The 24,022-nt window shown below is 56.0% G+C and carries 17 protein-coding genes and 5 pseudogenes; 12 read left to right on the top strand and 10 right to left on the bottom strand.

What is annotated here, in order from left to right; genetic code table 11:
• Positions 1 to 34 precede the first annotated feature (34 nt).
• From HDF16_RS31600 to HDF16_RS19885, 4 genes and pseudogenes are all read right to left on the bottom strand, one after another.
• The gene (locus HDF16_RS31600) at positions 35 to 745 is read right to left on the bottom strand and encodes a DUF5110 domain-containing protein (protein ID WP_348641366.1); all 711 of its coding nucleotides are present in this window, start codon (positions 743 to 745) and stop codon (positions 35 to 37) included.
• Between the two features lie 45 nt (positions 746 to 790).
• Positions 791 to 2,389, bottom strand: a pseudogene (locus tag HDF16_RS19895) (TIM-barrel domain-containing protein); the annotation flags it as partial.
• A gap of 233 nt (positions 2,390 to 2,622) precedes the next feature.
• Positions 2,623 to 4,110, bottom strand: coding sequence for an alpha-amylase family glycosyl hydrolase (locus HDF16_RS19890; RefSeq protein WP_221312921.1), 1,488 nt, complete (start codon positions 4,108 to 4,110; stop codon positions 2,623 to 2,625).
• Between the two features lie 89 nt (positions 4,111 to 4,199).
• On the bottom strand, positions 4,200 to 7,691 hold the full coding sequence (locus tag HDF16_RS19885) for a TonB-dependent receptor (RefSeq protein WP_184220675.1): 3,492 nt from the start codon (positions 7,689 to 7,691) through the stop codon (positions 4,200 to 4,202).
• A gap of 243 nt (positions 7,692 to 7,934) precedes the next feature.
• On the opposite strand from HDF16_RS19885, the gene HDF16_RS19880 reads away from it, so the two are divergent.
• On the top strand, positions 7,935 to 10,256 hold the full coding sequence (locus tag HDF16_RS19880) for a winged helix-turn-helix domain-containing protein (protein ID WP_348641363.1): 2,322 nt from the start codon (positions 7,935 to 7,937) through the stop codon (positions 10,254 to 10,256).
• A gap of 1,735 nt (positions 10,257 to 11,991) precedes the next feature.
• Positions 11,992 to 12,120, top strand: a pseudogene (locus tag HDF16_RS31925) (transposase); the annotation flags it as partial.
• A 168-nt stretch (positions 12,121 to 12,288) separates the two neighbouring features.
• Here HDF16_RS31925 and HDF16_RS30780 read toward each other — a convergent pair.
• Together HDF16_RS30780 and HDF16_RS19865 are read right to left on the bottom strand one after the other, a co-directional pair.
• On the bottom strand, positions 12,289 to 13,227 hold the full coding sequence (locus HDF16_RS30780) for a hypothetical protein (protein WP_246409326.1): 939 nt from the start codon (positions 13,225 to 13,227) through the stop codon (positions 12,289 to 12,291).
• Positions 13,228 to 13,313: 86 nt separating this feature from the next.
• Complete coding sequence (locus HDF16_RS19865) at positions 13,314 to 13,901, bottom strand: c-type cytochrome (RefSeq protein ID WP_184220670.1); 588 nt, start codon at positions 13,899 to 13,901, stop codon at positions 13,314 to 13,316.
• A 128-nt stretch (positions 13,902 to 14,029) separates the two neighbouring features.
• On the opposite strand from HDF16_RS19865, the gene HDF16_RS19860 reads away from it, so the two are divergent.
• The 7 genes from HDF16_RS19860 (at position 14,030) to HDF16_RS19845 (ending at position 18,812) form a co-directional block, all read left to right on the top strand.
• Complete coding sequence (locus HDF16_RS19860) at positions 14,030 to 15,004, top strand: LysR family transcriptional regulator (RefSeq protein ID WP_184220667.1); 975 nt, start codon at positions 14,030 to 14,032, stop codon at positions 15,002 to 15,004.
• 119 nt (positions 15,005 to 15,123) lie between these two features.
• On the top strand, positions 15,124 to 16,098 hold the full coding sequence (locus HDF16_RS30775) for a cupin domain-containing protein (protein WP_348641362.1): 975 nt from the start codon (positions 15,124 to 15,126) through the stop codon (positions 16,096 to 16,098).
• A complete protein-coding gene (locus tag HDF16_RS30770) occupies positions 16,016 to 16,405 on the top strand; it encodes a cupin domain-containing protein (RefSeq protein ID WP_348641361.1) in 390 nt (129 codons plus the stop codon). Before HDF16_RS30775 ends, HDF16_RS30770 begins: the two co-directional genes overlap by 83 nt.
• Positions 16,406 to 17,086: 681 nt before the next feature.
• Positions 17,087 to 17,659: an alcohol dehydrogenase catalytic domain-containing protein gene (locus HDF16_RS30270; protein ID WP_221312917.1), complete on the top strand. Its 573-nt coding sequence runs from the start codon at positions 17,087 to 17,089 to the stop codon at positions 17,657 to 17,659.
• Positions 17,544 to 17,927 carry a zinc-binding dehydrogenase gene (locus HDF16_RS31920; protein WP_432432259.1) on the top strand — a complete coding sequence of 128 codons (384 nt, stop codon included), beginning with the start codon at positions 17,544 to 17,546 and terminating at the stop codon, positions 17,925 to 17,927. Before HDF16_RS30270 ends, HDF16_RS31920 begins: the two co-directional genes overlap by 116 nt.
• Entirely contained in the window at positions 17,821 to 18,093 is a 273-nt protein-coding gene (locus tag HDF16_RS30265) for a zinc-binding dehydrogenase (RefSeq protein WP_432432258.1), read from the top strand. Before HDF16_RS31920 ends, HDF16_RS30265 begins: the two co-directional genes overlap by 107 nt.
• A 497-nt stretch (positions 18,094 to 18,590) precedes the next feature.
• The gene (locus tag HDF16_RS19845) at positions 18,591 to 18,812 is read left to right on the top strand and encodes a hypothetical protein (protein ID WP_184220664.1); all 222 of its coding nucleotides are present in this window, start codon (positions 18,591 to 18,593) and stop codon (positions 18,810 to 18,812) included.
• 35 nt (positions 18,813 to 18,847) lie between these two features.
• Here HDF16_RS19845 and HDF16_RS19840 read toward each other — a convergent pair whose 3' ends face one another.
• A complete protein-coding gene (locus tag HDF16_RS19840; RefSeq protein ID WP_221312914.1) occupies positions 18,848 to 19,645 on the bottom strand; it encodes a nuclear transport factor 2 family protein in 798 nt (265 codons plus the stop codon).
• A gap of 294 nt (positions 19,646 to 19,939) precedes the next feature.
• Here HDF16_RS19840 and HDF16_RS19835 point away from each other — a divergent pair, with 294 nt between their 5' ends.
• Positions 19,940 to 20,359 (top strand): hypothetical protein, encoded by a 420-nt coding sequence (locus HDF16_RS19835; protein ID WP_184220659.1) that lies wholly within the window; start codon positions 19,940 to 19,942, stop codon positions 20,357 to 20,359.
• A 180-nt stretch (positions 20,360 to 20,539) separates the two neighbouring features.
• On the opposite strand, the gene HDF16_RS19830 is transcribed toward HDF16_RS19835, so the two are convergent.
• Together HDF16_RS19830 and HDF16_RS30765 are read right to left on the bottom strand one after the other, a co-directional pair.
• Positions 20,540 to 20,704 carry a hypothetical protein gene (locus HDF16_RS19830; RefSeq protein WP_184220656.1) on the bottom strand — a complete coding sequence of 55 codons (165 nt, stop codon included), beginning with the start codon at positions 20,702 to 20,704 and terminating at the stop codon, positions 20,540 to 20,542.
• Between the two features lie 128 nt (positions 20,705 to 20,832).
• Positions 20,833 to 20,928: pseudogene (locus tag HDF16_RS30765) on the bottom strand (DDE-type integrase/transposase/recombinase); the annotation flags it as partial.
• A gap of 55 nt (positions 20,929 to 20,983) precedes the next feature.
• Between HDF16_RS30765 and HDF16_RS19820 the strand changes: the two are divergent.
• Positions 20,984 to 21,819 (top strand): annotated as a pseudogene (locus tag HDF16_RS19820) (IS3 family transposase); the annotation flags it as partial.
• Positions 21,820 to 22,036: 217 nt separating this feature from the next.
• Here HDF16_RS19820 and HDF16_RS19815 read toward each other — a convergent pair.
• A complete protein-coding gene (locus tag HDF16_RS19815) occupies positions 22,037 to 23,314 on the bottom strand; it encodes an IS110 family transposase (protein WP_184220653.1) in 1,278 nt (425 codons plus the stop codon).
• A 158-nt stretch (positions 23,315 to 23,472) separates the two neighbouring features.
• On the opposite strand from HDF16_RS19815, the pseudogene HDF16_RS19810 reads away from it, so the two are divergent.
• A pseudogene (locus HDF16_RS19810) lies at positions 23,473 to 23,844 on the top strand (integrase core domain-containing protein); the annotation flags it as partial.
• Between the last annotated feature and the right edge of the window lie 178 nt (positions 23,845 to 24,022).

The raw sequence follows: 24,022 nt of genomic DNA, 5'->3' as shown, positions 1-24,022 counted from the left end.
GTCTGGCCCACGTTGTGGTTGAAGCGGATTCGGTTTATCGCATTTGAACGATCTCGCCGTTAGCGTTAGCTGGAATCGTCACACTCCAACCACTGGCACTGCGTTGTAGAGGAAGGCTTACCTTGCCGAGAAGAGCAGTGCTCGACTTTGGCGTCCATCCGTGGATCTCGACACTATATTGAGTCCACCAGGGTGCAAAGCTGCCCTGCTGCGGCGCTACCTGCAAGGACAACGAGCCATCCCGGCCCAGCGAGCAGGAGAAGCGTACGCTCGCGTACGCGCCTTTGCGATAGTCGAAGCTGTGCCCATCGTCTGTGTACACTTCACCGGCACAGGGGGTCTTCGGATCGGTGGCTGGATAGAGCCGCAGCGTGAGGGGCCCGCTCGGTTTCTCTTCCGTGCTTTGCGTGAGCGGCTCGGTAGGGAGAATGCTGCCGCCTCGTACATAGACAGGAAGCACTTCGAGGCGAGGTTGGATCAGAAGAGGTTTATCCAGGTTTAATTTGTCCCGCTGTTCAAGATCGACCGTCTGAGCCTTGTTGCTGCGCTCGAACTGCTCGCCCGTCCAGTAGTCGTACCATGTGCCCGGCGGCAGATGAACCTCGTACGCCGCGATCTCATCGGGAGATGGATTGGGTGCCACCAGGAGCTCTTTGCCGACCATGAACTCGCTTCCGTTGTCATCCAGATCAATCGGGTGTTCGTCGGCTGTTGCATGGGGAAACTCTACAAAGAGCGGCCGCATCAGCGGGATACCGGAATGCGAACTCTCTTCTGCGGCGGTGTACAGGTAGGGCAGCAACCGGTAGCGCTCCTCGATAAAGTGGCGGCGAATGTCCTCCTGCGCTGGACCATCTACCCAGACCTCATGCAGTCGCGTTCCCTTCGCAGAGTGGTCGCGGTCGATAGGCTGAAAGGCTGCGACCTCCAGCCACTTCGTAAGTAGTTCAGGCGATGGGGACCCGGCGAAACCGCCTACATCGGCTCCCGCCATGGAAAAGCCGCTCAGGCCAAGGTTCATGAGCTGTGGCATCGTCATCCGTAAGTGGTTCCAGGTGGCGCTGTTGTCTCCGGTCCATGTGACCGCGTACCGCTGGCCTCCGGCGAAGCTCGCTCGCGTCATGACGAACGGCCGCTCGTTTGGCCGCAACTTCAGCAGACCCTCGTAGGTGCCCTCAGAATTGAGCATCCCGTAGACATTGTGGATCTCAAGGTGAGTTGCGGTGCGCTTGGCGAAGCCGGGCTGCTCAATGCGATGCTGGACATCGTCCGGCATAGTCTTGCTGGCCACATCGAAGACGGCGGGTTCGTTCATGTCGTTCCAGAACCCAGCAACGCCCTGCGCGACGAAGTCTTTGTACAGCGACCCTCACCACTCTCGCGTCTTTGCCTGCGTAAACTCCGGGAACATCGATGGCCCCGGCCATACTGTTCCGACGTATCGGGAACCATCCGGCAGCTTAACAAAATGATCGCCCGCCACGCCAGTTTCGTAGGGAGCGTAGCCAGTTCCAGGTTGGTTCGCGACATGAAGGTCGGTGATCACGACCAGCCGGAACTTCTCTGCGGCAAGATTCTTTACGAGCTCCGGGAACTTCGGAAAACGGTCCGGGTCAACCGTGAACGGCATGTTGTTCTTTTGGAAGTCGATATCCAGCCAGAGAACATCTGAAGGGATGTGGTCCGCCCGCAGGCGATGTTCTACATCAAGGAGCTCCGATTCCGGCGAGTAGGTATAACGGGACTGCTGGAATCCCAGCGCCCACATCGGCGGCAGTGGCGTAGGGCCCGTAAGCCACGCATAGGTTGACAAAACCTGTTTGGGCTCCGGCCCGTAGAGAAGGAAGTAATCGAGCGGGCCGTCCGGCGCGCCAAAGCTATACTCCTGCGGCTTCTCGCGGCCAAAGTCAAAGAAGCTGCGAAAGGTGTTGTTGAAAAAGACCCCAAGCGTTCTTCCCTCGCGCATCTGCAGGAAGAACGGGATGCTCTTGTAGATGGGATCTGAGGACTCCTGCCAGCCGAAGCGGTCGGTGTTCCACATGGTGAAGGCCTCGCCCTCGCGGTCCAGGGGTCCCGGCTTGTCGCCCAGCCCAAAGAAGTGGTCGTCGGCGCTGGATCGCTTGTAGACGCGGAAGTCTTTGCCGCGGCGCAGCAAAGGTTCCGCGTCCTCCTGCAGCACATGGCCACGCAGGTCGGACACGGTGAGTGCAAGGTCGGTGCCGACGACCACGTGCAGCTTGCCGGTCGAGAAGCCGTGGGCCTCTGAAGTCACGGCTGCAGTGCTGTGCAACGCCGTCGGCAACACCGCCCACGACGCATTTTCAGGCTCTTGCCCGTCCGGCCACTCTCGCACTCGCAAAATATCGTCGCGGAGCGCCGTGACCTCCATCACTTGACCAGCGCTCTGAACGCGGATGCCACTCGGCAGCGACTGCTCAGAAGCCGTCTGCGCCACCGCTTGCAGAGCCGGGTAACCGAAAACCATCGAAGCCGCACCAACGATGCACGTGCGCCACGCTGCGGTCTCCGCGAGGGTGCGAAGTCTCCGCGAGAAAGAAACAAACGTGGAAGATAGCAAGATCAAGACGGCTCCTATCGAACGTTGGTGAGGGATGGCTTGGGCTACGGCGCGTTGGAAACACTGGAACTGACGAAGATTCGCACCCCAAATGGAGGTAACGAAAGCGCTGGCAAAGCTTCAGGCGGAGGCAGCGTTGCAGCCTGCGCTGAGGGCATTCCTGCTTCCTCGGAACGAGTGGAGCCGTTCAGATCCACCTCCTTCCAGGGTCCCGAAGCCGCTTCAAGGGTTCCAGTAAAAGAATTGTTCGAGAGATTCACCGCGACCAGAATGGTCTCCTCGGGCGAGCGTCGCAGGTACGTCACGACGTGGTCCTCGTCGGAGTTATGCAGCCAAACAAGCTGACCATGACGCAGCGCCGGTGAGCTTTCGCGAAGGGGAATCATTACGTTGTAGAAGTGTGGGAATGCAGGTTCTACATGCCCTGACTCCCAGAAGATGGGTTCCTTCTCAAAAAGTGCCGGACCGGAGGAAGGTGCCGTGTCCGCGACCTCCATACCGTTGTAAAGCATGGGAGCGCCGGGGAGCGTAAACACCAGGGCCGAAGCCGCAAGCGCCGCCTGTGCACCGTAGCGAACGATTGCCCGGCGGGTGTCATGGTCGTCGCTCACCAGCATGTGCCAGCTTCCTGGGGGAAAGCGCGATTCCTGCGTAATCATCTCGTCGCGGACTGAGGACGCGGGCTTTGCATGCATGATGACCTGGTTCATCGTGTCCAGCAGGGGCCACGCGTAATCGATGTTGAAGTCCTGGCGCAGCAGATCTGGCTGCGACGCCTCCGCGAGCAGAAGCACATCTGGCCGAACGGCGCGCATCGCGGCACTTGCCTGGTCCCAGAACATGGTGGGAATGTCGCCCGCGTCGTCGCAGCGAAACCCATCCAGGTCGAAGGTCTTGAGCCAGTAAGTGAACATATCGACCATGTACTTGCGTAAATCCGGATCAGCATAGTTCAGAGCGGCGACATCCATCCAGCTATGGGGATATAGGACCTTTCCGGCCGCGTCCTGCTTGTAGTAGGCGGGATGAGACATCATCACGCTATCCCATGAGGTGTGGTCCGGCACCTCATCGAGAATGACACGCATGTGCCGCTCATGCGCGGCTTTTACTAGGTGTAGTAGATCAGCCTTGGTCCCAAGGTCCGGATTGATCGCGTAATAGTCGCTCACGGCGTACACGCTGCCATAAGTGCCCAAGCGGTTCGTTTTGCCTATGGGATGAATAGGCATAAGCCAGAGCACGTTCACACCGAGCTTCTGCAATCTATCCAGCTCAGCCGTAACGCCGTTTATCGTGCCGATGGAGGAGAATGCTCGTGGAAAGATCTCATAGAAGATGGCCTGATCCATCCAGGCAGGCACATGCTGGGCAATGACCGGCTCTTTGGAATCTGTCTGACTTCGGGCCGTGACGAAAGTTGAGCAGAGCACGAAAAGCAGAACCACGGTCGCCCTCAAGGCGCTACGAGTGATGCGACGATAGCGTTCGCTCTTTATCTGCTTAGGCGGAAATGGAAAAACCGTCGGCATAGCGCTCCAATGCACGGAAGTGCACACAAACTACATACCAGAGGCTCGGTGACCGCGCCGCCGAGCGAACGGCGCGGTCACCGAAACGGTTAGAACACCAGGCGGGCGGCTAATTGGATCTTTCGCGACGAGCTACGAAGACCCGTGATGGCACCGAAATTGCAATTTTGGCAGTCGGTGTTAGCCGGATTTGCGAAGCTAGGCGTATTGGTTACGTTGAATGCGTCGCCGTGAAGCTCCAACTGCTTGCCCTCGGCGATATGCAGGTTTTTCTGGAGACCAAGATCCATGTCGCGGTACCCCGGCCCATAGACCTGGTTCCGACCCAAAGTTCCCACGCGGGTGTACACCAGGTTTCCCGTTCCATCCGTTGCCATTTGAGACGGAAGGTTAGTGGAATTGAAAGACGCAGGATTGAACCATTCCTTAAGTGTCTTTGGATAACGAATCGGCGCGATCAAGTCAGGACGGTTTGTAACCGTCTGTTGACCGGCGCCGGACGCCTGGATGTCCACCGGCTGTCCGGTCGATAGTTGAACGATATCGTTCAACTGCCATCCTCCGATCAAGAGATCCATGGCGCGGTTCACGCCTCTACCGAACCTCTGCCCGCGTCCAAACGGCAAGCTGTAGACGAATGATGAGCTGAAGATGTGGCGTTCGTCCTGGCTTGAGTTACCGTAGTTGGCGGCCTGGTCGTAGTACAACAGCACGGCTACAGGAGTTCCGCCGAAGGGGCTGTCTGTGTTGTCGAGAGCATGGGACCAAGCATACGAGCCAGTGACCAGCAGGTTATCGGCGCGATGCTCATAGTGCAGCTGTAGTCCGTTGTAGTTCGAGCTACCGTTGTATAAGTCATACGTGATTCCGCCATCCTGATTTGCATACGGCAGCGTCGTCGCACCGATGTGGTACTGAGTGAGGTTGTAGAAGGTGGAAAGCCGATCTCCGTGCGCGCCGACATACGCCATGCTGAGGACGTCTCTGGGGGAAAGCTGCTGTTGCAGCTGGAGATTGTACTGCTGAATGCGACTGTGCTTGTTGTTGACGTTGATCGCGGTGCCCCCGATATTCGCAGGAGGGTTCGTGGGGTCAAAGGTAGCGACGGTGGCCGGCAATGGCAGCTGTGTCGTCACGGCCGCCGGACTCGTATAGTCGCCGCAAGAGTAGGCTGCCTGCCTCGCCGCCGTCTGGCCGCTCAGGGTTATGCAATACCCGTCTTGTGCCAGAAAGTAATTGTTCCCACTGAAGGGACCGTTCTGGCCCAACTGATTGTTAATCCCGCCGTAGTCCGGGAAGTAGAAGATACCGTAGCCGCCGTGAAGGGCGGACTTGCCGTCTCCGCTAAGATTGTAGGCGAATCCGACTCGAGGGGCGAAGTTCAGATAATCCTGGTTGACGATCGTTTTGGAGACGCCGTTCTTACCGGCTTCCAGCACCTGACCGTTGTTTACGTTGAATGAGCTCTGCTGATTGTGCGCCTCATAGGGCCACGTGATTAGGTCATAGCGCGCACCCAGGTTCAGCGAGAGCCGTTTCGTAACGCGCCAGTTATCCTGGGCAAACACTGCGTCTTCCTGGTTTACATTCGAGAAGAACCCGGTTTGCGCGCCGATCTGGTATTGGTTGACGCCGCCTACCAGATATTCACTTTCGTCGTAGCCCGTGAAGAGTTGGGGACTGTAAAAGAGCCCACCCTTTCCCTCGATTGGCCGGTAGTAGTTCGTCACGCGTCGCAACAACGTCCCACCAACGCTGAGTTGATGATTTCTAAGGTTGAGGTTGAGTGTGTCCGTAACCTCATAGATGTTCTGCGGCACCTCAAACGGACCGTAATCGCCGGTGTATTGGAGTTCGGTCCCGAAGCCGCCGGTCAGGGGCCCGCCCGTGTTCTTCGCGGCACCTAAGGTCGTATTGCTTATGCCGAGGAGTGCGCCCACCGAGATACCGTAGTTCGGGGGCAGGTAGCCATAGTTATCGCGGTTATAGGCGATACGCGACTCGTTGACCGCACGGGGAGAAAACGTGTGCGTGTATCCCAGGTCGTAGCCGCGGCCATGCAGGTAATTCTGCTGGCCCGAAGCATTCAAGGGTGGATTGGTGCCGTTCTGAGCCAGTTGCGAGTTCTGCACCGAGCTGGTGTTGTCGTAAGAAACCCGGAAGAAGAACAGATCGTTGCTGGAGGCGTTCCAGTCCATACGCGTATCGAATGTGTTGTACTTGCCAACCTGGTTTTGCTGGAAGAAGTAGTTGCCGATAAGGCGATCCGTGCGCGTCGGCAGTGGAAATGCATTGAGGTAATTCACCGACGCGGGATTTAGGCGATTGGTCGGAATGATATTGCCGGCGAACGGAGCGCAGGTCAGCGGGTCGTAGATTTGACCCAAACTGCTGGCGGGAAAGCCGTTTGCGTTCAAGGTGCCGGAGTTCGGGTAGCAGCGTGGAAAATACGTGGTGAATATGGCGGGACCGCCATTGGTCAAACCCGCGCTTGCCAGCACCGGGTCAAGCAGTTCCGTGAAGTTGCCGGTGCGCATTAGCGCAGTAGGCACGGTGTCATAGCCGCTTCCTGCTGGCTGTTGATAACGGGTGCCCTCATAGTCGCCGAAGAGAAACAGCTTGTTTTTGATGAGTGGCACCCCAGCGGAACCGCCGAACTGGTTCCTGTTGTAAGGGGGATTTGCCCCAGCGGGCAAACCGTTGTAAGGGAAAGAGTAATTTGGGTTTGCCGCCCACTTGTTGCTGCGGTAGAAGTCGAATGCAGATCCGTGGATCTGGTTGGTGCCGGACTTGATCGAGCTGATCACCAACGCTCCGCCGGCACGGCCATACTGCGCCGGGGCCACGCTCGTGTTTACTTTGAACTCTTCCGTGGCGTCGACAGGCGGAAAGAAGAGGATGACGTTCTGCAGACTGTCGTTATTGTCGACCCCGTCCAGGATGAAGTTGTTGGCTTGAGGGCGCGTTGCATTGACTGACAGAGCGCTTCCGCCGGTGTCGCCGTGACGGCCTGCCGTGTCCTGGCCCTGTTCGTAGGGGGACCCCTGGGTCACTCCTGGGGTCAGCAAGGCAAGGTTCAGTGCATTGCGGCCATTTAAAGGCAACTCGGTAATCTGTTTGCTCTCGATCGTCTCCCCAAGCGTCGGATCGGACGTATTGACCAGGGATACCGCACCGGTGACTTCTACCGTCGTGCTCTCGGCACCGGGCTTGAGGGCAAAAGTTAGCGTCAGACTCGTAGTCACCCGGACGGTCAGCGCCTGCGTCTGGCTTTGAAAGCCGGTCGCGGTCACGGTAGCGGTGTAGTCACCCGCAGGAACGGCTGAAACGCTGAGTTCGCCGCGGTCGTTGGAAGTTCCGGTCAGCTTTGTACCCGTTGACTTATTCAGGAGGGTGATGCTGGCCTGCGGGATTGCGGCACCGGTGGCGTCCGTGACGGTACCGACAACTCGCCCCGAGTCGGACTGGCCCACCGCGTAGCGATGTGTCACTAAAGAAAAGATGGCTATGGTTAGGGCAAGGACTAAACTTGAGGTTTTCTGTCTCTGCAGGATTGAGAGGAACGATTTGCTCAGGGTCATTGGCTGTTCTCCGAATGGGCTCTGCCGTCAATGTTCGGCGTTTGAAGACGCTTGAACAGGTCATGATGGCTCGATGGTCACCCTGATCTCTTTGCCAGAATTCACGCAATGGCTACATCCTTCAATTTCTATAGTTTTTCAGCTTCACAAGTTTGCCTTTTAGAATCATGTGTTTGCACGGTTGAATTCATCTCGTGCGTGCAGAAGCGTATAAAATAGGCGGCGCGAGGGGAGAAGCACTGGGTGACTGGGGAGAAGGTAGATCGTGTGGTATTCGGCAACTTCGAAGCAGATCTGCGTTCCGGGGAGCTGTGGAAGTCCGGTTACAGAATCAAGCTTCCCAGACAACCGTTCCGAGTATTGGCGGCACTGTTGGCCCGCCCTGGCGAGGTCGTGACGCGTGAAGATCTCCAGCATGAGGTCTGGGCCGCGAATACGAATGTGGATTTTGATCAGGCTATTGCTGCAGCCATCAACAAGATCCGAGAAGCGTTAGGAGACTCTGCGGAAAACCCGCGTTTCGTCCAAACACTCACGAAGCGGGGTTACCGATTTATTGCCCCCGTCACGCTGATGCCTGAACACCCAATTAGTCCGCCTGCTGACTCTATGCCGCTGGTTATCCCAGAACGAATTTCCGCCCATGACGGGTCGGAGAACAACGTAGAAGATGAGCCGAAGAATCTGCAGGCTCTACCGTCGGGCTCGCCAAACGCTCAGACGGGACGTACGCAAAGCCGCCCCGAATCTGTGCCAACTATTGAAGCGCTCAGAACCGATCGGACAGTGTTTGAAGAAGATCTCACAAAAGGAGCTTTAGAAGATCGGTTCAATCGGCTCGACCGTACAAAATTTGCTTACCTGTGCCTCATCGCAATATCTGTCTTTGCTTGCGCGATGATCGGTAGATGGCTTTCGATCCCCACGCCGAACACCACGCCTTACCGGGTCGAGCAAATAACTCACTACGTACCTATCTCACTTGGCCCACCAAATCCCGAAAGCTTCCTCGCTATGGCAATGGACGGCAACCGCGTGCTGACACCAGTTATGGTAAACGGCCGACCTCGCTTGTCTGCCATCGACGTAGACACAGCGGAGGTCCAAGGGATCGAAGTACCTGATGAAATATCTTCCAATTCGTTAGCCGACATTTCGAGAGACGGCTCCAGGCTCCTGTTGCGTAGTCAGCAATCTACTAAATCGGAGCAACCGCTCTGGGTTGTTCCTTCCGTGGGCGGCAGCGGACGACGAATCCCGGGCGTGTTGGCTCATGATGCAGCATGGATGCCTGACGGCACCAGTATTCTCTACGCAACCGGCAATGACTTAGCCACGATTGGTCCAAACGAAGATTCTTCGATTACATATGCCAAGCTTCCCGGCCGAGCCTTTTGGTTGCGGTGGTCACCCAATGGTAGTTTGCTAAGATTTACACTCTTCGATCCAGTGACACACGCGGCCGCCCTCTGGGAATTAGAAAGCGGAAGTCATACGCCCAGGCCTGTGACGATCCCCAATTTCATAAGTTCGTCTGCATGTTGCGGAGTGTGGCTGCCGGACGGACAGTCGTACGTCTTTCAATCAAACGATAACCTGTGGCAACTGGAAGGTTTCGGACGGCAGGCAAAACTTGTGCAGCTGACCAACGGACCTCTTCGCTCCCTTTCTCCCGTTGCCGCGCGAAACGGCAACCGCATCTTCTTTGTCGGGCTGGAAGCCCCTGCTGGTTTACAGCAGTTTGAAGCCGAGCGAAAGGAGTTCCGCCCCGCACCGGCGTTTCTCGCAGACGCCAACCGGATCGACTTTTCTAGAGATGGCAGGTGGGTCGCGTGGACCGATCTTCACGAGAAGCTGTGGCGCGCACACACTGACGGTTCCGACAAGGTCCGGCTGACATCGGATGCGCTGGAAGTTTTCCTTGCACATTGGTCGCCGGACGGAAAACGTCTTGCGGCTATGGCCAGGAAGCCAGGAGGTGTTTGGCAGATTTACCTGGTCGATGCAAATGGGGGTAAAGCCGAAGTGTTGCTCGACGAGGCCCGAAATGCGGCTGATCCGAGTTGGTCCAACGATGGTGGAAGCCTGGTGTTTGGTCGAGAGCCAGATTTGATGGGCAAAGAGAACGGTTCTCGTACCATCCAAATCATCAATCTCTCCACGCATCGAGTAGAGGAGATCCCCAGCTCTGAAGACCTTTTCAGCCCGCGCTGGTCCCCCGATGGCTTATGGATCGTGTCGCTCACTCTAGACCAAAAGAACGTCATGCTTTACGACGTTACTCACCAGCATTGGCAGCGCCTGGTATCCACGAGTGCCGCTGACCCAATCTGGAGCGCTGATAGCAAAGCAATCTATGTGCATGCTTTTTTAGCAGACAGACAGCCAATCCTGAGAGTGGAAGTTCCAAGCGGAGGGACTCAAATTGTCGCTGACCTTGGGAACTTACATAATGGAGACGTTGCAAATTACTTCTTTGGCGGAATAACGGCACGTGGGGAACCCCTGGTTCAACCCCGGGTGGGAACCGGAAATCTCTATAGCCTTGAGCTTACAAAGCCGTAGGTGTCTTCACTGGGGTTGCGCCCGGGTGATTGTATTCGGAGCTTCAAACAATATTGTAGTCTGATGTTCAACTGAAATTCCACACTCGGGGACTTGCCTCACAGCGTCTGCGTATAGGTGAATGAGTAGGGAGTTATGCCATTGCCGCAGAGGCGGCTGCGAGCTAACTCGTCTGCAGAAACTCAGCTTACGGATTTTCTACTAGGTCAACAACCTTGTTCCCCCAGCCGCAACGACCGTCACGTCTTCGATTCCGATGACTTTTTAAAATCAGACGCAGATATATGGTTCCGATGTCGCGTCGCGGATCGGGGGGCCTTCGGTGTACACGCCGCCTGAAGCAATGAAGACCGTGCATTTTTGCCATGAAGCAGACCTTCGGCCTTCGTGCCAGCGTTCACCCCTTGCTTTCGATGTGGTGACCTGTCCCTTTTTCTCATCCACCGATAACTGGGTTTCTCGGTTCCGGTGGACGGGAAGGTAAGCGTGCTTCGTGGCTGTGCCTCGAGTTCTTCACCGTTCATTCGCTTTCCTGACCTCCCTGAAGCCGATGGTATCTGGAACACGCATGCCATCCAACTTCTTCTTCAATCCATTCAAGATTGCCGCTCTCATCGTTCGACGCGTACGTGGCAACAGATTTTCGAATCAAGCTACCAAACGCAGCTCGCTTTGATACGCGGAGGCCCGGGTTTTCCGTCGATGATCTGGGTTTCGATGACCGCTTCGAAGTTGCCGTCTGGACTGGGTAAAGGAAGCACTAACGTGACAGTCACCTTGAACGGGACACCTGATGGCACCACAACCATACCGACGAGCGGTGCCGGCAATATTGTGAAATCATTCACTTTCACCCTGAACGTGCAGTAAGGGTTTGAATCATTCAATATCCATTTGAGTGCATTCCCCCATTGATCGACGAAGTGGCAACTGTCAAGACCACCGCACCAGAATGACGAAGCAACAAAACTTTCGAAAGGAGAACAATTTTGAGTGTTACACCTGCACGCGATCTCCGATGGCTAGTTGACGATCAACCAAGCCACTCATGAGGAACATACGCACCGCTATTGCCACGAGGCATCGAGACTATCATCGAGGGGTCGATGATGGAGAGTGCATCGAGGAAGTATGGCTAGCTTACATCTATCATTAGCTGCATTGACTGGCACTACCGATACATCGAGGGCGCGACGTCGGAATGAGGTCGCATTTGTTTGGAGCACGATGATCTTAGCTCATGCCCTTGTGCAGTCGATGCGATGCGAAAGATGGTCAATCATGAGGATTGATCAATAGGAGCTGAAATGCGTCAACTTTGGCAGAATCTTAACTGTATGTTTAGACGAGAGGCCCGCACAAGAACTGCAACTTGCGGTGCGTGCGGCGCAGTTCGTCCGAGATTCGCTATGATTTATCGCCCACACCATGGGTGGTTTTGCAATGACAAAGAAGCAGCCTGGCATCGATTAAGACCGATCCGCGGGTCATCAGCAACAAATTAGAAATGCTGCTCAAGAGTGCCGGCTTTTTCTGTACCAGTTACGAACCGATAAAACTTGTGCCGAGAGGAGCATCCGATGGCGCGACTTGAGTGATCGGCCTCGGTGTTCTTGGACCAATCGGAATTTAGTCTTCGACCAAAACCTGACCTGAAAGGGAAGAGGATTTTGGATGAGGAAGAAGCGTTTTTCTGTGGAGTAGATGGGTGGGATTTTGAAGCGAGCCGAAGTGGGTGTTCCTGTGCCGGGTGATCCGGAAGGCAGGGATTAGCGAACAGACCTTTTACCGTTGGAAGGCAAAATACGCCGGGTTGGAAGTCGACCAGGCACGCCAGATGGCGCAGCTGCAGGAAGATAACTTGAGGCTGACGCGGTTGGGTGGAGAGGACAATCTCCGCAACCTGAAGCTTGAGTGCGCTACCCTCGCTAACCTTCGCGTCGGCTTATTGTTTGCGTCGGCCGGAGGCTCGATCGCCGAACCTCTGGCGGCCCTCGCGTCGATGCAGCGCGAACCTACTTCGAGTTGTGCGCTAGTGCGCCGAACAGGTTGTCTTGGCCGTATAAGAGCGCATGAGGAAGGCGAGGTCTCGCTTCATCAGGGCTATACGGCCGCTGACATCTCCAAGCATGGCGATTCGGTCGGTCAGGTCGTCTATGGTGATTTTCACGTCCTTCTCTCCGCTCGCGGTTAGAACAATGACCTTCTTCTGCTTTTTTGCGGTGTCTGACGAATCCAAACGACCCGCCTCCCCCCACTCAGCCTTGAGCTGTTCAAGCCGTGTTCCGCGCTCCATCGTTTCACCTGGAGGCACACTCTGTAGGTATTGCAGAACGATGTCAGGATAATTCGTGTTGAGTACGGGCGCTTGGCCAAAAAGAGGAGCAAGCATATTGGGAACATCCTGAACCGTTCCCTCAGGACCATGCTGCTTGCGAACAGCCAAGTAAGCCAGGAGTGTGGACGCAGCACCTGACCCAATGCCAATGCCATCGCCAATGTTGTTTGTCCTGCTTCCTACCGTCGTAAACTGGGTCGCGCTTACGAGTGCCCCGACACCCGATCCAGTGATCAGCGCGGTTGCATTGAGTCTTGCGACGGTCTTGTCTCGACTCGCTTTGAGCGACGTTTGGAGGTTCCCGAGCTTTCCACGTTCATTGGCGATTGTGCCCATGACGCCATCGAGATCCAGACTTGCGGCTTGCACCGACTCCAGCAGCTGTTGATGAAGGGTCAGTTCCTCGGGAGAGGCTATGACGAATCCACATCCCTCTGAGGCCTGGAGCGTCTGCAATCTCCGCACGTTTGCTGTTAGACCGAGGATATCGGACACCTGATCAACCTCCAATTGCGGAGATGTCGGACCAGGTAACTGGGAGGGACCTACAGCAACCTGGGCCGACGCCGCATTGTTCAACGCAAAAGAGAGAAAAACAGCGAAGAGAACGTGTGTCACTGCCATCATGTTCATGCCTTTTGAGCTTCCTTTGTCTTATGCCAGCAACGGCCTAAATGGAAGGCGCGTTAGTCTACGTCTGCGCAAAAGCTTCCCTAGCTTTATGGAGCTCCGGACGCGCTTTCGCTGCCATGGTGCTCGTTGGCAGTAGCAAAGATCGAGGTTATCGCCGGAGACACCGGTCGATCCGCCTGGGCAATGAGGAACGACACCTGCCACATTTGGTCCGTTGTAAGGATGTACTGAAAGGAAGGCATGCCGGTCAGTCGTATACCATTGTCGACCTTCCAATAGGAAACGTTCGGAGCATCATCGCTCACGCCGACCACACCATTGGGATGTTTGGTCCAAAGTTGCGGAGACGTAGGATACTCCCACTTTCCAAAGGAGCTGTCATGGTTCGGAGTCCCGTGACATACAGCACAGTGCGCGACATAGACCACGGCTCCCGATGTCAAGTCGCTCGCAGTTGGAGAGAATGGCGCTTTGACGAGTTCTCGATCAATACGGGCGTTGAGAGGAATGTGGACGAGTGTCTTTTCATCCGGGAAAGGCTTGTCGGCAGTGGCCACGGGTGGACGGCCGTACCGCATGTAGACGTATGCAGCCCCCGCGATGCACGGAAAGGCAAGAAGAAAGCCGATAAATCCGTAGGTAACAATCCCTGACCAGTTTTTTGAGGCTTCCATATTCATCCTTGATGGTTGTGCGTGGAGAACGGAGCTGCACTGACCGCTATGATGCCATTAGAGACTGTTCCAGGACCCTTGCAATCATTGTGAATCACTATGACAGTGATTCGAACTGTAGATGACTCATGATTGCGGATTCCCGACTGCGCAACGGGTTGGCAGTGAATGTGTCTCCGTTGCAATTATCGCTCGCTCATGGAGGAAAGATCTTGGAAATTAAACACATTAGGTCGTTCCTTGCTGTTGCGAAGGCACTTAACTTCAGTCGTGCGGCTCGGACATTGCATCTCTCGCAGCCCGCCCTGAGCACGCAGATTAAGGGCCTTGAGGCGCATCTAGGTGTGAGCCTCTTCATGCGCAATCGGCGAAGGGTTACTCTTACGCCGGCCGGTTCTGTCTTTCAGGTGGATGCGGATGCGCTCATGCAACAGCTTGCGGAGATGGAGTTACGTGTTCGGCGCACTTCAATGGGGGATATAGGTAATCTGCGCATCGGCTTTGTCGCTTCTGCGACGCCCGGACTCGTTCCGGCGGTGGTCCTCGCCTTCAAGAAGCAATACCCAGGGGTAAGTCTTGAGCTCAAAAACGTTCCCACCGTGCAACAGGTGGAAGGACTTCGAAGCGGCGTGATTGATGCCGGCTTTGTGCGGCTGCCGGTGACGGAGGCTGACCTCAGTGTCTCGCTTGTGCACCGTGAGCCGTTTGCAATGGTCCTATCGAAGATTAATCCCCTCACGAAGAAGAAGGACTGGGGCCTTGAAGATCTCATGGGAGAGCCTTTTATTGCCTATGGCGAACGTTGGGCACCCGCGTTTTACCAACGCTGGACCAGTATTTGCCGCGCTGCCGGGTTCACGCCAAATGTAGTGCAAGAGACAGGCGAGATGGACACAGCCATTGCACTTGTCGCGGCCGGATTAGGGGTCGCTATTCTGCCTGAAGGCGTTACGCGGCGCAATCGACGTATTTTGGCTGTTAAGGTACTGTCGCGACAAAAGATTCAGTCTGAGATTGGTGTTGCGGTGCTGGCCGATCGGCAGACGCCTCTGGTGAAGCGCTTGATTGCCATAGCAAAGCAAGTTGGCCAGCCCAAACCATAGAGTGGATATTCATTAAACAGATTACAGAGACTCAAAGATACAGTAAGTGTTATCTCCCAATCCGCTTCTAATGAAGTGTGTGAGTATGTTCGCAGACTGCGGACTACCAGGAGACCACCATGACAGAGATACCGACAGAAGTAAAAACACTTCACTCTGCTGAGAAGGTTGAAGGTCCTCTTTCGCGTAGGCGCTTTATGGGTGCTGCTGCGCTTGCGAGTGCCGGATTTGCGTCCGCGACCGCGATGGCGCAGACCCGGCAGGAGAAGCAGGCTGGTTTGCAGCAACAGAACAATACGGATCCAGGGCCGGAGAACAAGTCCTTGCAGGCGGAGAACCCCAACTCCAACACGCCTCCATTTACCGATCATGGCAATCCCGGGCCGATCTGGTTTTCTTTCGACCTGGTACCCAAGCGTATTCAGGCCGGCGGCTGGACCCACCAGGTGACGCAACGCGAACTGCCGTCCTCGAAGGAGATTGCCGGCGTTAACATGCGTTTGACCGCAGGATCCTTCCGTGAGCTGCACTGGCATACAGCCGATGAATGGGCCATTATGCTGACGGGCAAGGCGCGCGTGTCGATCATGCAGCCGGATGGCAAGATGGCCATCGACGATGTGGAAGCGGGAGACTTGTGGTATTTCCCGGCAGGTTATCCGCATTCGATCCAAGGTCTTGGAGACGATGGCTGTGAGTTCTTGCTCGTATTCAACGAAGGCGCATTTTCAGAGGACGACACCTTCCTGCTTTCGGAGTTTCTTGTCCATACCCCTCCCGAAATCGTGAAGAAGAATACCGGCTGGGACCGAAAAACTTTCGATCAGCTTCCGCCAACGGAACTCTACATCTTTGAGGCCCCCCTGCCAGGTCCGCTTGAGGATGATCGGCGCTTCTTGGGCAAGAATCTCGCGACTGAGACCAAATACACCATTCAAAATGGCGGCCATGACCCCTACCCAGAAGACGGATGGAGGCGAAACCCGGGTCGTCGATTCAAGCAACTTTCCTGTGGCGAAAGGAATTGCCGCTGCCATGGTGACGATCAAACCGGGTGGAATCCGCGAGATGCACTGGCACCCGACCGTAAGTGAATGGCAATACTGGATAAAAGGCAAGGGCCGCATGACGGTGGTGACCACCGGAGCGAAAGCGAGGACAATGGATTTCCATCCCAATGATGTGGGCTACGTTCCGACGATGGCAGGGCACTGCATCGAGAACACGGGTACCGAGGATCTGGTGTTTCTGGAGATGTTCAAGACCCCTCTTTACTCTGACGTTTCGCTGAACCAGTGGATCGCGCGGATGCCGGACAAGATGGCGGAAGCGCATCTCAAGACTCCGATGCAGACTATACGAAGCGCTCCGCAGAGCCGTTTTGACGTGCTACCGAAGTAACGAGACTTGAGGAATTGGTTCGCCGGCTGGGGCAGGCACTGCATTGTGGTGCCTGACCCTTTGCGCCCCCGGCCGTTGCGTAATGATCGTCATGCCCACGCCCCGGATGCCGCCTTGTTTCACCAAGCAGCTCACCGTTCCGAGGCAGAGCTTCTGTTGACGGATTTCGAGGATCTGCGGAGCGAACGTATCTGCCTCATCGATATAGCTGGGTCCGGGCGTCCTCCATTCGGATCATTACAAGTGAATGAAGACTACGCTAGAGCACTTCATCGTAGATGCAGTCCCCGCCTCCACAGGATCCAGCCCAGGTTATGCCGCGCACGTCTTACTCGCGGCCATGCATATCGACCTTGAGAGGAGATGATGGTCGGTGGACTCTCATTCGAGATGATCCAGCAGGCACAGGCACAAGATTTGGAGGCCTTGACCAAGTAGCTCGATCAGATTAGGGCTGCCTCAGCACAGAGGAACATCCCTCTTCGTCGATATTGATGGTCAGTCAACGAGAAACGCCAATCACCCCAGCCTGCGATGATGCAGAAGCTTTCATTGAGCGGGATATGGTCAGGACGCAATACAAACTTCCGCTAAGTGACATATGCGGACTGATCCGCATGCTGACGTGGAAAAGGATCGTGTAGATTCCGCTGCCCATCAAATGATGGATTGGGAGAAACCATGAAAGTTATCGAGTTAACTGCGCCACGAATAGATGCACTACGTTCCAGTACATACCCCGATCCCACTTCCGGGCCGGGTGACGTACTGATTCGTCTCAGAGCCGATTCCCTAAACTTCCTCGATATCGCGGTTGCCACTGGTAAGTATCCGCTCTGCGAGTTCCCGATCATCCCCGTTACTGACGGAGCGGGCGAAATCGCGGCTCTCGGTACGGCGGTGACAAACTGGAAGGTTGGAGCACGGGTCATTCCGCACTTCATCCCCAACTGGCAGGACGGCAGGATGCCCGCCGTTGGAGGCGGACCGCGCCGCGGCATCGATCTTCCCGGCAGTCTTGCCGAGTATGTGACAGTTCCCGCGCACTCCCTGGTTCTTACACCGGCGCATCTATCGGATGCTGAAGCTGCCACTATACCGATAGCGGCAACCACAGCTTGGCGCGCTGTGCGAAGCGCTGCCCTGGGTCCGCACAAAACAGCTCTATTGCTCGGCCACCGGAGGAGTCTCGCTTTTTGCGCTACAGTTTGCCAAGGCTCACGGATCACGTGTCATCGTTACGTCGTCTTCTGACGAGAAACTTGAGCGCGCACGTGCACTGGGCGCCGACGAAACCATCAATTACCGATCCATTCCCCAATGGGCGGACGAGGTATTTCGTCTAACAGAAGGACGGGGCGCTGATCTTGTGCTTGAGACGGGCGGCACAGCAACCTTTCTCCAGTCGATTCAGGCTGCGGCTCTCGACTGGGACAATCTTCATTATCGGCTTCCTGAGCGGGATGGACGTTTCATTCAGTGTGGGTTCCGTGATGGAGAAGCGCATTCGACTGCAGGGTAACAACACAGGTCCTGTAGCGGATTTGACCGATGCAGCTAAGGCGATGACCAACCACAAGATCAAACCGATTTTGGATACTACGTTTGCCATGGATCAGGCGCAAGCTGCCTATGCGCATGTCGCCGAGGGAGGACACTTCGGCAAAGTCGCGATCAGGATTCCTTGAATTTCCTTTGCCAGACCGACAATTTCGTATAGATCCTGACAAACGCCGATAACGCCAGCCAGCTCTCTCGGCTGTCGGGTGCCACATTTCAACTGTGGGACATGTCCAACAATCGGGCGGTTTGGATGAGGGCATCTCGGAGCAACTGGCAAAAGAGAGGCTGCCAGTGATGGTTCATGCTATGAATGGGCCGAGTTCGGCTTCTTCCGAGGCACTTGATCGATCACTTGTATTCGATCTGCCCTGGCCGATCGCAACTCGGACAGGTTACGATTCCGGTATGGAGTGCCCGGCTTGAAGCGTGCCAGTGGAGAAGAGAGACACTGGATAAAGAGAGCATATGGGACGAGGGAAGAGTACCAGCCTGAGCAGGTGGTAGATCTGTTGCGGCAGATCGAGGTCGCGATCGCGAATGGAAAGACGACTGCTCTGGCGTCTCTTTTTCGCGGTTGCTCTATCAGCTGGAGAGACGTGAGACGGGCTGGAAAATCTTATTCATGAACGCCATTTACGAGCGCGACACATTGAACCCGACAACGCGTAGCACCATTTTGGATGAGGATAACCAAAAGGTTGCCGCGTTCAGAGCACCTCACCGATTTGTGGCTTACGACATCAGTCTGGGTGACCATTCCATGACTCCCGATCTCTACGGCGGCGATCAGCCGGAGCGAGTCCATGCTCTTTACAAAGCGGCGTTTGATTGGCTTGGCCAATAGCCAATGTCTCTCATGGACAAATGAGCAATCCGCTCCTAGCCCTGTTCCAGCCATTCGCGTTCGGCTGCCCTTAGCGCGGCGACCACCTCAGGTTGATCGACGCCTGGAAGATCGTTGTGGGCAGGGGCTCCGTTCGCGGTGAGGATGTAACTAAGGAAACGATAGGAGGGGCGGAAACCGCGAAGCTTCTCTTCGTCTAATTTCGGCACCTTGGTAGGATCGCGCGGGATCAGCGTATCGCGAATGTAAATGCCGCGAAGACTACGAATGAGCCACTGTCCCTCAGACCGCTGGACCCGCCACAACAAGCGCGTATAGCTCGTCGTGCTGACCTCGATCCCGTCCAATAGCGAGAAGGTATGGACCGCGCAGGCCGTGTCGGAAATCGCACGATCGTTCTTGAGCCAGACGGCGCCGGGGCTCATCGAATCGAAATGGACGGTTTCCGTGTCGGGGTTGTTTTTCCCCGCCTCGATAAATTTGGCGGCACTGCCCTTGAACCAGGAGACTTCTACGACTGCATCGGGATGAAAGCAAGCTGCCTCATCCGCTGGGTTGTGGGTCTCCCGGGCCAAGCGCTCGCGCAGGATGACGTCGGTGACAGCGCTAGAGTTAGCTGCGACTTGCTGCGTAGTCCGACCGTCACCACGGCCCCCGCCTGACGGCTTGACTCGATCACTTCCAATTCCCCTAGCTTGTAGCATCTTGATCGGAGCCCCCGCCGCCAAATTGGTTATCAACCCCGAAGCGAGCAGCGATGCCCAAGCCAAGGCGCGGCGACGGGAGACTACAAAGTAGTCCATGCCTAAAGATGGATGGACTTTAGAAAGCATCAAAGGCCTCGTGTGCGAGCAGGCGAACTCGCCGACGCGTCAACTGAAATTGTACGCCTCACCCTTCCCTGAGCTGTCCCGGCAAATGCATGAGTAACTTCACAAAGGCACATGGTGTTGCGCTTGTACTCTCTGAAACGTTTGTTTCAACAAAGTCCAAGTCGAAATCGCAAATGCTCTTTCAAGTGAGGCCTTGCAGCAGCCGGTCCATGGAACGCAAAAATAACTGTGTGAACTGACGTCGAGAGAGCAAGATTCGTCCGCTGAGATAGGGGGTTACGAGTCCATGCGCATGTGCCCAGATCGTTAGGGACGTTTCGGGCACGTCGACGCGACCTCACCAAGCTTCAATCCCTGTCGAAGAAGGCTTTCGGCTTCTCGGAGACGATCACATATCAGGACATCCTCTTCAACGTCAGTCCCGAACTCGTCATAGCCGATCTATCGCCTTTGGCGTTCCTAAACCTCGTCGAGCGTATCGACAGCGATGGTGAGGAGGCCGCAGCAGTGCGCCTTTATGAGAGGCTCCTGCCATTGCTGTCATGCAGGCACCGATGGATTGAGCCGACAATGCCTCTGGATCAGCCTAGGGATCTCATTATGTACGAGCCTCTGCAGGGGTTTGGTCGCGTCTCTGTCTGCGAGTTGTGTACGGCATACGCAATCAGCACCCCAGGAGCCCATCTACCTGCCGTCGGAAGATCGGTGGACTGAACCCAAGTCCGACGAAGCCCGTTGCGAGTCGGGTTAAGCCCAAAAGTGTTGCCACCGGTGCCAACAATCATCCCCGACAACTCCGGTTGTCAGGGGGTGATTGCCCATAACGTCGTTTCAATGAACGATCGATACGCAGGAAACAAAGAGCTATCGCTCCGCGGTCTTCATTCAGCCGTGCTAATCCCATTTTGACGAATTCAACTCGGCTTGAGCATCGTCTTCGCTCTGGGACCGAATCCATAGGAGATCGTCGAGCGTCACTTCCACCGTCGAGCCATCCGAAAGGTTGACGGAGAGGCTCGATTCAGCAAGTTTATCCACCTGTACAATCCACAGTCTCATCACTTGCGCCCCGCTCAAACTCTACGCATAGGTACGTCTGACGACGTTGAGGCCCGATATCGGCCGACTAGGCAGTAATGGGGAGAGCGTCGATCTTCGACTGTGCCACATAGCTTGTCATCGCTTGAGAGGAAGTCAATCAGCCGGCCATGCTTGTCAACAGCACGGAACAGGTACTTCCACTGGCCTCCAACTCTCACGTACGTTTCGTCCACCTGCAGTGCCCGGCTTCTTTTGTACCAGTGGACTTGATACAAACTGGGATCAAAGGAGCGTTCTATGGCACGAGGCAAGAAGCATAGTCCTGAGCAGGTGGTGAACCTATTGCGTCAGATTGAAGTGGCTGTTGCGAACGGAAAGACGACGTCGCTGGCGTGCAAGGAAGCCGGGATCACGGACCAGACGTACTACCGTTGGCGTAAGGAGTATGGCGGGCTGCAGGTAGACCAGGCGCGACGGCTGAAGGAGTTGGAACAGGAGAACGCGAAGCTGAAGCGCATCGTGGCCAACCTTAGCCTGGAGAAGTTGGTGCTGAAGGAAATCGCAGAGGGAAATTTCTAAGCCCTGAGCGGCGTCGCTGTGCGGTGAACCATGCGCGACAGGTGCATGGGCTGAGCGAGCGGCATGCGTGCCTTGTGGTGAAGCAGCCACGCGGCACGCAGCGCTACCGGCCGACACAGCGAGAGGATGAAGATGCTCTCACCCAGGCCATCGTGACCTTAGCCAATCGGTATGGTCGCTATGGATATCGCCGGATCACAGCTCTGCTACGTCACGCAGGCTGGCATGTTGGTAAGGACCGGGTTGAGAGAATCTGGCGTCGCGAGGGGCTGAAGGTTCCACAGAAGCAGAAGCCAAGAGGCCGTTTATGGCTCAACGATGGCTCGTGTGTGCGGCTGCGGCCCGAGCATGCGAATCATGTCTGGAGCTACGACTTCGTGAGCGCCAGGACGTACGACGGAAGGACGGTCCGGATGCTGAACCTGATCGACGAACACACCAGAGAAAGCTTGCTTGTACGTCCGGAGCGTCGCTGGTCGAGCGCGAAGGTGATCGAGGCTCTGGCCGACGTGATGGTGATCAAGGGTGTCCCGCAGCATATACGCTCAGACAACGTACTAACACAGGAAGGAAAAGCTGGAGAGAAGAGAAGATCCCTTAGCATCCCGTATGGGATGTACTTGACGACGACTGTACCTCCAAGTGGCTTCCACGAGCAAGGGCTGAGCGTTCGACCATAGCGACACGAGATCTGCCGAAGAGCGCAGTCTCCACTGTACTCAAAATGAAATCTCAACCAAGTGGAAGGCCGGATCATTATCTACGAGGTCCTTACGGCCTCGACGGCCCAGGTGAAGCGGCTCTTCCACTTGGTGCCGCTGCCTCATAGAAGCAGCGGAAGTCGGTACCGGTCTTAATGATCCCATGGGCCACGCGAGCCATCTTGGCGGCAACGGCGACATACGCCATACGCTTGCGGTCTGCACTGGCAGGATCACGCCGGAGATATCGTTCGAACTTGTCTCGGAAGCTGTTCTCGCGCAACCTCACAGCCACGGTGGCAGCCATCCAGAAGGCGCAGCGATGCCGTGCGTTGCCGTACTTCGACAGCTTGGTCGCTCCTCGAAACTGGCCCGACTGCTGAGTCGAGAGATCGAGGCCACAGAACTTGAGGAACTGCCGATGGTGGTTGAAGCGGCGCAGGTCGCCGGCTTCGGCCAGGATGGTGAGCGCCAGGATAGGACCGATGCCTGGCATCTGTTGGAGACGCCTGAAGTCGGCGTTGTCCTTCATGTGGCATGCAGCCCGTTCTTCCAACTGATCGCGCAGCTGACAGAGGCGAATCATCTCCCCAAGCACTACTCGGAACATCGCCACTGCTTCTGAGTTCTCCGCAACTGGTATCCCGATCGACGACTGTGCCGTGCGATAGATATCCTCAAGCAGCCGCTGTTTACTTACCTTGCGTCCGACAACCGTCCACGCTTGCTGGACGAAGTCTTCCATCGAGAGACGTGTAATCAGGGCAGGCGTTGGGAAGACCTGAAGGAACGCGAGAAGCCACTCAGAACGCGTGGCATGGTAATACCGCTCTATCTCAGGAAAGTAGAGCGGCAGGTAATGGGTCAAGAGCCGGTGCTGGGTACGCGTCTTCTCCAGCGAGATCTGCGCATAGGTGAGCGACAGCTCTTGAAAGTCATGGATCTGGTTCACGAGCGGATCATGGAAGTGTTGAGTTACGCCGGTCTTGAGCAGATGGAGCAGGACCTGGGCGTCCTTCGGGTCGTTCTTGTCCCAGGAGTTATGCATGGCTTCGCGGGTCCGCGCCACAGCAAGCGAAGCGATCAGCTCCAGGTGGAAACCCTCAGCCTGCAGGAAGTGCGCCAGTGGCCGGTGGTAGTTCCCAGTGGCCTCGAAGACGATGCGCACCGGGTGCTTTAGGCCATGAAGAAAGTCGGCAAACAGTCGGAACTCGGCTGCGGTGTTGGGTAGGATCAAGCGCTTGCGGCTTTTCCATCCCGGAGCTTCGATCAGGACATCATGACGGAGCTTAGCGATATCGATCGCTACCAGAACGGTGGACGGTCGAGTAGGCTGGACAAGGGACATGGCTGGTTCTCTCCTGAAGTGAAAGTGGGTATACGTTCAGCTTAGGAGACCTACGGCCAGCCATGGCCCAGCGAATCGGATCTCGGTCGCTACGCTCCCTCGATCCGGTTCGCTGCCTTCCTCCAACCCTTCCTTCCGAGTGCTTCGTGTGGTGCTACGGTCCTGAGTTCGTAGCCCGCGATCTGCGCAAATGGCTTGCAAATACAGGTGCCAAGACACTCTACATCGAGCCAGGCAGCCCGTGGGAGAACGGCTACTGTGAGAGCTTCAACTCGAAGCTGCGTGACGAGTTCCTCAACGGCGAGATCTTCTACTCGATGAAGGAGATCAGGATCCTGGCAGAGCGCTGGAGGATCCACTACAACACCATCCGGCCACACTCCTCCTTGGGCTATCGGCCGCCAGCACCAGAGTCGTGGCAGGGCGGAACTAAAACAGGGTATGGAGAAGTGGAAAGCAAAGTGCGCTTCCCACTTCCCCACACCCTCGACGGCGGCTACTTGATCTCAAAAGAAGCTGCGCTACACTAACACTCCGCGGTACAAAAGATCGGGCAGAGCAGTTCTTACCCTGTGCTCCGACTAGCCTGGCGACGAGTCGGCTCGCGAGACTAGGGCTCTAAAATCAGAACTCGCTTGGTCTCGACGAACGGTGTTTCCAGCAATCACCCCCTGACAACCGGAGGTGTCGTGGGTGACGTAGCCAACA

Source organism: Granulicella aggregans (assembly GCF_014203275.1).
In the GTDB taxonomy this organism is placed as follows: Bacteria; Acidobacteriota; Terriglobia; order Terriglobales; family Acidobacteriaceae; genus Edaphobacter.
This window is presented reverse-complemented; position numbering and strand designations above follow the sequence as displayed.

What these genes read in the sequence shown, in the direction of transcription:
- HDF16_RS30775 (WP_348641362.1), top strand. Translation starts at nt 15,124, where the DNA reads ATGACAGAGATACCGACAGAAGTAAAAACACTTCACTCTGCTGAGAAG.
- HDF16_RS19830 (WP_184220656.1), bottom strand. Translation starts at nt 20,704, where the DNA reads ATGAGACTGTGGATTGTACAGGTGGATAAACTTGCTGAATCGAGCCTC.
- HDF16_RS30780 (WP_246409326.1), bottom strand. Translation starts at nt 13,227, where the DNA reads ATGAACATGATGGCAGTGACACACGTTCTCTTCGCTGTTTTTCTCTCT.
- HDF16_RS19890 (WP_221312921.1), bottom strand. Translation starts at nt 4,110, where the DNA reads ATGCCGACGGTTTTTCCATTTCCGCCTAAGCAGATAAAGAGCGAACGC.
- HDF16_RS30270 (WP_221312917.1), top strand. Translation starts at nt 17,087, where the DNA reads ATGAAAGTTATCGAGTTAACTGCGCCACGAATAGATGCACTACGTTCC.
- HDF16_RS19815 (WP_184220653.1), bottom strand. Translation starts at nt 23,314, where the DNA reads ATGTCCCTTGTCCAGCCTACTCGACCGTCCACCGTTCTGGTAGCGATC.
- HDF16_RS19865 (WP_184220670.1), bottom strand. Translation starts at nt 13,901, where the DNA reads ATGGAAGCCTCAAAAAACTGGTCAGGGATTGTTACCTACGGATTTATC.
- HDF16_RS19845 (WP_184220664.1), top strand. Translation starts at nt 18,591, where the DNA reads ATGAACGCCATTTACGAGCGCGACACATTGAACCCGACAACGCGTAGC.
- HDF16_RS19885 (WP_184220675.1), bottom strand. Translation starts at nt 7,691, where the DNA reads ATGACCCTGAGCAAATCGTTCCTCTCAATCCTGCAGAGACAGAAAACC.
- HDF16_RS19840 (WP_221312914.1), bottom strand. Translation starts at nt 19,645, where the DNA reads ATGCTTTCTAAAGTCCATCCATCTTTAGGCATGGACTACTTTGTAGTC.
- HDF16_RS19860 (WP_184220667.1), top strand. Translation starts at nt 14,030, where the DNA reads ATGATTGCGGATTCCCGACTGCGCAACGGGTTGGCAGTGAATGTGTCT.
- HDF16_RS31600 (WP_348641366.1), bottom strand. Translation starts at nt 745, where the DNA reads ATGCGGCCGCTCTTTGTAGAGTTTCCCCATGCAACAGCCGACGAACAC.